This is a genomic window from Eubacterium multiforme (assembly GCF_030813415.1).
Lineage (GTDB): Bacteria > Bacillota > Clostridia > Clostridiales > Clostridiaceae > Clostridium > Clostridium multiforme.
Window position 1 is genome coordinate 98,922 of the sequence record NZ_JAUSUF010000011.1, and the last position, 7,272, is coordinate 106,193.

At 27.0% G+C, this 7,272-nt stretch carries 5 protein-coding genes; all 5 read left to right on the plus strand.

Going from position 1 to position 7,272, the window contains the following annotated elements; genetic code table 11:
- Positions 1–49: 49 nt before the first annotated feature.
- The 5 genes from J2S18_RS13090 (at position 50) to J2S18_RS13110 (ending at position 6,848) form a co-directional block, all read left to right on the plus strand.
- Positions 50–1,750 (plus strand): ABC transporter permease, encoded by a 1,701-nt coding sequence (locus J2S18_RS13090; protein WP_307487413.1) that lies wholly within the window; start codon positions 50–52, stop codon positions 1,748–1,750.
- Between the two features lie 20 nt (positions 1,751–1,770).
- On the plus strand, positions 1,771–2,844 hold the full coding sequence (locus J2S18_RS13095; RefSeq protein WP_307487414.1) for an ABC transporter ATP-binding protein: 1,074 nt from the start codon (positions 1,771–1,773) through the stop codon (positions 2,842–2,844).
- A gap of 18 nt (positions 2,845–2,862) precedes the next feature.
- Complete coding sequence (locus tag J2S18_RS13100) at positions 2,863–3,573, plus strand: MgtC/SapB family protein (RefSeq protein WP_209797798.1); 711 nt, start codon at positions 2,863–2,865, stop codon at positions 3,571–3,573.
- Positions 3,574–3,706: 133 nt separating this feature from the next.
- A complete protein-coding gene (locus J2S18_RS13105) occupies positions 3,707–5,407 on the plus strand; it encodes a sensor histidine kinase (protein WP_307487415.1) in 1,701 nt (566 codons plus the stop codon).
- Positions 5,382–6,848 (plus strand): response regulator transcription factor, encoded by a 1,467-nt coding sequence (locus tag J2S18_RS13110; RefSeq protein ID WP_307487416.1) that lies wholly within the window; start codon positions 5,382–5,384, stop codon positions 6,846–6,848. Before J2S18_RS13105 ends, J2S18_RS13110 begins: the two co-directional genes overlap by 26 nt.
- Positions 6,849–7,272 lie beyond the last annotated feature (424 nt).

Consider the following 7,272-nt stretch of genomic DNA (forward strand, 5'->3'; position numbering starts at 1 on the left):
GGATTTTCTCTTTAATTTAATTCTGACTTAGAAAGGAGACTCTACTTATATGGCAATTTCTACAAGAAAATTAAAGTTACAACATGAATTAAGAGATATGAAAAAAATATGGAGAGACCCTATATTAATGACAACAATAATATTTTTAATTGTTGCCTTATCAATTTTTATATTATATCCTCTTTTTTCAGTACTTAAGGTAAGTTTCATAGACACTGGAAGAAGTTTTTCACTAGATGCATACACAAAGGTTCTTAATGATTTAGATTTTAGGGAAACATTTTGGAATACAATTAAATTAGGTGTAACAGTTGGTGCATTATCAACAATTATAGGATTTATTTTTGCATATGCAGATGCATATTTAAAATCACATTTTAAGAAATTATTTAAATTAGTATCAATATTACCAATTATATCACCACCTTTTGTTCTAGCATTATCAGCTATTATGCTTTTTGGACAATTTGGTTTAGTAACAAGACAGTTACTTGGAATTACAAATGCAAATATTTATGGATTTAAAGGGATTGTAATAGTTCAAACTATGACATTCTTCCCAATAGCTTATCTTTTACTTATAGGATTACTTCAAAAGATAGATCCAGCATTAGAGGAAGCTTCAAGAAGTATGGGAGCATCAAGATGGACAACATTTAAAACAGTAACTTTACCACTTATGTTACCAGGTATTGCAAATGCATTTTTACTTACATTTATAGAAGTAGTTGCAGACTTTTCAAATCCTATGGTTATAGGAGGAAGCTATTCAACTCTTGCAACAAAGATTTATATGCAAGCAATTGGTAACTATGATATGGGTGGAGGAGCTGCAATTGCAGTTATACTTTTAGTACTTTCAATATTATTATTTATACTTGAAAAGTGCTGGATAGAAAAGAAGTCCTATGTAACTGTAACAGGAAAGGCTTCAAAAAATAGAATTCCAATAGAAGATAGTCATATAGTATGGCCAATAGATATATTCTGTTTAATAATAACAGTAATTGTTTTAGCATTTTATATATTAATACCACTTGGTGGATTCTTTAAAGTAATGGGAATTGACTATAGGTTAACTTTAGATCACTTTAAGTATGTATTTAATTTAGGATTTGAGGCAGTAAAGGATACAGCAATACTTTCATTATGGGCAACACCAATAACAGGAATACTTGGAATGGTAATTGCATTCTTAGTTGCCAGAAAGAAATTTATTGGTAGAGGATATATTGAATTTGTATCATTACTTGCAATGGCAGTTCCAGGAACAGTTTTAGGTCTTGGATATATAAATGCCTTTAATACAAAACCACTTTTATTAACAGGAACAGCTTTAATTATTGTAATAGCTTTTGTTGTTAGAAGTTTACCAGTTGGTATAAGAGCAGGAATTACTTCTTTAGGTCAAATTGATCCAGCTATTGAAGAAGCAGCACAAGATTTAGGGGCAAACTCACAAAAGGTATTTACATCAGTAACACTTCCTTTAATAAAATCTGCATTCTTTAGTGGTTTAGTTTACACATTTGTTAGAAGTATGACAGCAGTAAGTGCAGTAGTATTCTTAGTAACTCCTAAGTATCAATTATTAACAGCATCAATATTATCACAAGTTGATACAGGAAGATTTGGAGTTGCAGCTGCATATTCAACAGTACTTATAGTAATTGTATATATAGCAATTGCACTTATGTATTTTGGACTTAGCAAAATGGGTGTAAGTAAATCAAGCGATAATGGTATTTAATAGTTAGGAGTTGTATTAATATGAATAGAAGCAAAGGCGTAAACATAAAGAATTTAACAAAAATATATTTAAGTCATAGTAATAATTCAGAATTTAAAGCAGTAGATGATATATCAGTTGAAATAAAGGCTGGAGAATTTGTTACTCTTTTAGGACCATCAGGTTGTGGAAAGACAACTACTCTTAGAATGGTTGCAGGATTTGAAATACCAACAGATGGAGATATTTATTTAGGTGGAGATAGAATAAATGATTTAACTCCAGATAAGAGAGATACGGCTATGGTTTTCCAAAGTTATGCATTATTCCCTCATTTAAATATATTTGATAATATAGTTTATGGATTAAAGCTTAAAAAGATGAGCAAAAGTGAAATTGAAGAAAAGGGTAAAAATATAATTGAACTTGTTGGACTTAAAGGAATGGAAAATAGATATCCAAATCAATTATCAGGAGGACAACAACAAAGAGTTGCCCTTGCAAGAGCTTTAGTTATGGAACCTGGAGTGTTATTATTTGATGAACCTTTATCAAATCTTGATGCAAAACTTAGAGTATATATGAGAACTGAAATTAGAAAGATACAAAAAAAGACTGGAATAACAGCTTTATATGTAACTCATGATCAGTCAGAAGCTATGAGTCTTTCAGATAGAATAATAATAATGAAAGATGGAGTAATAGAACAAGTTGGAACACCAGAAGAAATTTATCAAAGACCAAAAACAAAGTTTGTTGCTGAATTTATAGGTAATGTAAATTTCTTAAAGACAAAAGTTGAAAAGATAGAAAATGGAAAAGCAAGAGTTAAAATTGGAAAAGAAGAATTCCTTTTAGGATATAGTGGAGAAAAGAGTGAAGGTGAAGAAGCATTTGTTGTATTAAGACCTGAAGCAATAACTCTTGGAAGAGAAGGAATACTAAAAGGAAAGGTTGTTAGTTCTACTTTTATGGGATCATATCAAGATTATGTTGTTGATGTTCATGGAGAAAAAATATGCATAGAGGTTACTAATCCAAAGGCAAAGGAACAATTTGAAGAGGGTGAAGAGGCTATGTTAAACTTCAACCCAGAGATATTACATTTAGTATAATTTCTAAAGAGAATTATAATGCCAGTTTATGATATAGTAATAAGAATTCTCCTTGCTGTTTTAATTGGAGGCGCAATTGGATACGAAAGAGAATTTAAAAATAGACCGGCTGGATTTAGAACTCATATTTTAGTTTGCATTGGGGCGACAGTAATCTCTCTTATTCAACAACAAATGGCAAATACAGCATTAAATAATGTATTTCTTCATCCAGAACTTGCAAATGTACTAAAAGTAGATTATGCAAGACTTGGAGCTCAGGTTATAACAGGAGTTGGATTTTTAGGAGCAGGTACAATCATTCATAATAAAGGTGCCATAAGAGGACTTACAACAGCAGCATCCATATGGGTAGTTGCCTGTGTTGGACTAGCTATTGGAATGGGCTATTATGAAATAAGTATAATTGGTGGAGTTACTATAGTTTTAGTTCTTGGAGTTTTGAAAAAGTTTCAAAGTAAGTTTATAACTCAAGCTGGAATTGCAAAGTTTGAGATAACTTATATAGATAAAGAAGAGGCGCTTAAATATGTTAATCAATGTATGTTTCAAAATGGGATAAAAATTAAAAATATAGAATTTGCTATAAAAGAAAATGAAGAAGATGAAGAGGAACTAGAAAACTGTCTTTATACAGTTTCAGTACCAAAATCCATAGATTTAAGTAATTTAGTAAGTAGATTATCCTTAAGTAATTACATAGTAAGTACAGAATTAATAGATGAATAAAATAAGTAGCTAGAAAAATTTCTAGCTGCTTATTTTAGTATATTGTGAAATAAATATGAACAAATACTTACAAATAATTAAATTTATTAACTTTTTGATATAATTAAACTGAAAATGAGGTGAAATTTATAATTTGAGTAAACGATATCACACATTCAAAAAAAGATTAACACTAGCATTTATATTAGTTGGCATATGTCCACTCTTAATATTTGGTATATATAATATAATTTATGTTTATAAATCTACAGAAAAAGAAATAAGAGAATTTACTGTAAGTAACATGGAAACAAGCATAAGAAATATTAATAAATCTATGATAGGTTTTAGTAATATGGTGGATGTAGTTTCAACAAATAAAGAAATTATAAAAATATTAAATAAAGATAATAAGGTTAAAAAAAGTGAAAGATTTGAAGATACTCAAAAACTATATAGTGTAACTTCAAGCTTAATATCTACAATGCCCTTAAAAATGCCAATACATATTGTGGATAAAAATGGAATTAGCAGATATTCCTCAACTAAATATTATAAGCCTATATATGAAGATACAAAGGAAGATTTTTATAAAATATTAAATAAAGAACCAGACAGTGTACATCAAAAGATTTATAGAAGATATGATCAAACATTAGGTGGGGATGTTGTTTTTATACTAGGAAAGGCAGTTTTAGATAAAAACAAAAATGTAGTTGGATATGTAATTATAGAAATATTAGATAAATACTTTGATCAGTACATAAATAATATTAGTTTTTTTAAGGAAACTAATGTGTACATAACTGAATTTAGTGGAAATATAATAACGGATAAATTAAATAAAAGTGATACAGGAAAAAATATAAATAAAGTTTTAAATAGTATTGAAAAAGAAAGTCTTTATTATTCAAGTGATACAGCAGGAAGGTTTGAAATTATTTCAACAATTCCAAAGATAAGTCTCTATGGAGAATTATATAAAAATATAAAAGTATTTATGATAGTTTTTTTAGTAACGATAATTTTAGCTATTATAGTAATATACTTTTTAAGTAAGAAAATATCAGAACCAATTCATGAGATGAGTGTAGCCATGAAAGAAGTTGAAAATGGTAATCGGGATGTAAAGGTTGAGTACATTGGAAATGACGAACTTGGAGAGCTTTGTAATAAGTTTAATAATATGATTTTAGAAATAAATAGACTTATTGAAGAGGATTATAATAAGAGATTATTAATAAGACAAGCTGAGTTTAAAGCATTAAAATCTCAAGTAAATCCACATTTTTTATATAATTCCCTTGCAACTATAAATTGGATGGTTAAACTTGGAGAAAAAGAAAAAGTAATAAAAATGATAGATGCATTATCTAAATTATTTAGATATTCTTGTAAAAATAATAATGATACTGTGTTAATAAGAGACGAAATTAACGAAATAAAAAATTATTTAATAATACAAGAATGTAGATATGATGGAAAATTAAAGGTAACTTTAGATATTAATAAGGATATAGAAAATAAAAAGATTATAAAACTAATATTACAACCTATTGTAGAAAATGCAATAATCCATGGATTATCTAATAAATTAGGGGAGTGGGTTTTGATAATAAAAGGTTACATTAAAGGTTCAGAAGTTATTTTTGAAATAAAAGATAATGGAGTTGGAGTTGGAAATAGCAATCATAGTGGAGAAGGTATTGGAGTATCAAATGTAGAGGAGAGAATAAAGATTCAATATGGGAAAAACTATGGTATTTTTAATTATGAAGAAGATGGATTTACTATATTTAAAATAAATATTCCAATAGAGGAGGCAAAAGATGAAGAAGGTTCTTCTAGTAGATGATGAGATTTATTCTCTAAGGGGAATGGAAGTTCTTATCCCATGGGAAAAATTAAATTGCTTAATATGTGGAGTTGCAAGTGATTCAGTTGAAGCTATAAATATTGCAAAAAAAGAACAGCCAAATATTATAGTAACAGATATTAATATGCCAGGAATAAATGGTCTTGATATGATAGAAAAAATAAGAGAAGATGTTCCAAAGGCTCAAGGAATAGTAATAACAGGGTATGATGATTTTAAATATGCAATAAGAGCTATAAAATTAAATGTAATTGATTTTATATTAAAGCCTGTTAATGAAGAGGAGCTTATAAGTGCTGTAAAGAAAGCAATATCAAATTTAGAAGTACATAATAATGTAGTAAAAACAGAAAGAAAATTATTGGATATTATGAGAGGTGAAACAGACTCTAATGATATAAAAAATTATTTTTCAAAAGAGGATATATCTATATTATTACTAGATATAAATAGAAAAGATGAGGTTTTAATAGAAAGTGTAATTAGTGAAGTAAAGTATTTGTTGGAAAAGAGTAAAATAAAAAAATATTATATAGTTAAGCCTCATAATAATAGAATTGGAATTGTTAGAGAAGGAAACTTTAAAGATGATTTAGGTATAGTAGAAGAAATTCAAAGGGCTGTATTGAAAAATATAGGAGAAGAAACTTCTATAGCTATTACAAATACTTCTAATGTTTATGATATTCATAGATGTTATGAAGAGGGAAAAAATCTTTTGATGGAAAAATTTTATGTAGGATATAACAGCATAATATTAAACTGTAAAGAGAGAAATAAATGTGGTGATAAAGAAGTTATTAAAATTATAAATAATATTGATATGTTTATAAATAGCAAAAATTATAAAATAATATTAGAAAGTGTTGATGAGCTTTATAAAGAACTTAAAGAATTTAGAGTAGACAGAAAAAAATGTGAAGGAATAACTTTAGACATATTATTAAGACTTAAAAATAAGATTGACTATTTAAATTCAAATAATACTTTAATTGAAGAGATAAACATTAAAGATGAAGGTATTACAATAGAAAATTTAAAAGCTATAGTAGAAACGTATATTAATAAATGTTTAGACTTAAAGAGAGAATATAATGGAGTGATAGAGGATAGAAGCATATTAAAGGCTATAAGTATAATAGAGGAAAACTATATGAATAATATTTTACTTAAAGATGTAGCTAAAGAACTATTTTTAAATGAAAGTTATTTTAGTAGAATATTTAAAAAGACTATAGGTGTAGGTTTTAATGAATATGTAACAAAACTTAGAATAGAAAAAGCAATAAAATTATTAAAGGAGGAAAAAAGTATAAAGACTGTTTCAGAAAAAGTTGGATATACTGATTATAGAAATTTCTCTTTAAATTTTAAAAAGTATACAGGATATACTCCTAGAGAATATATTAAAGACAAATAATAAGGTTATTTACATATAAGGCTCCTGAAAATAGTATAAAAAGCATAAAAAAACAAGAAAAACCTTTCCAAGTGTATCTATATAACAAAAATAGAGAAATATCGAATAAAATGGAGAAAAATAAACATAATATAATATTATGTTATTCTGTAATTATATTTATATTTAATACTATGATAGAATAGTTCATGTCGTCACGGGAGATTGATTGAAAACATGAAAATATGTAAAAAAACATAAAAACATGTTGACATAAATTCAAGTAGATGATAAGATAAGAAAGTCGCTTGAGAGCGATTGATTAATTTGATCTTTGAAAAATGAACAGAATATAGAATACATTTAGAACCAGCAATTCTTTTTATTAAAGTAAGTTTTATGAGTATGATTAAACTTTTTATTGAGAGTTTGATCCTGGCTCAGG

Excerpts from the sequence above, each read along its gene's own strand:
- J2S18_RS13100 (WP_209797798.1), top strand. The coding sequence starts at position 2,863 with ATGCCAGTTTATGATATAGTAATAAGAATTCTCCTTGCTGTTTTAATT.
- J2S18_RS13110 (WP_307487416.1), top strand. The coding sequence starts at position 5,382 with ATGAAGAAGGTTCTTCTAGTAGATGATGAGATTTATTCTCTAAGGGGA.
- J2S18_RS13090 (WP_307487413.1), top strand. The coding sequence starts at position 50 with ATGGCAATTTCTACAAGAAAATTAAAGTTACAACATGAATTAAGAGAT.
- J2S18_RS13095 (WP_307487414.1), top strand. The coding sequence starts at position 1,771 with ATGAATAGAAGCAAAGGCGTAAACATAAAGAATTTAACAAAAATATAT.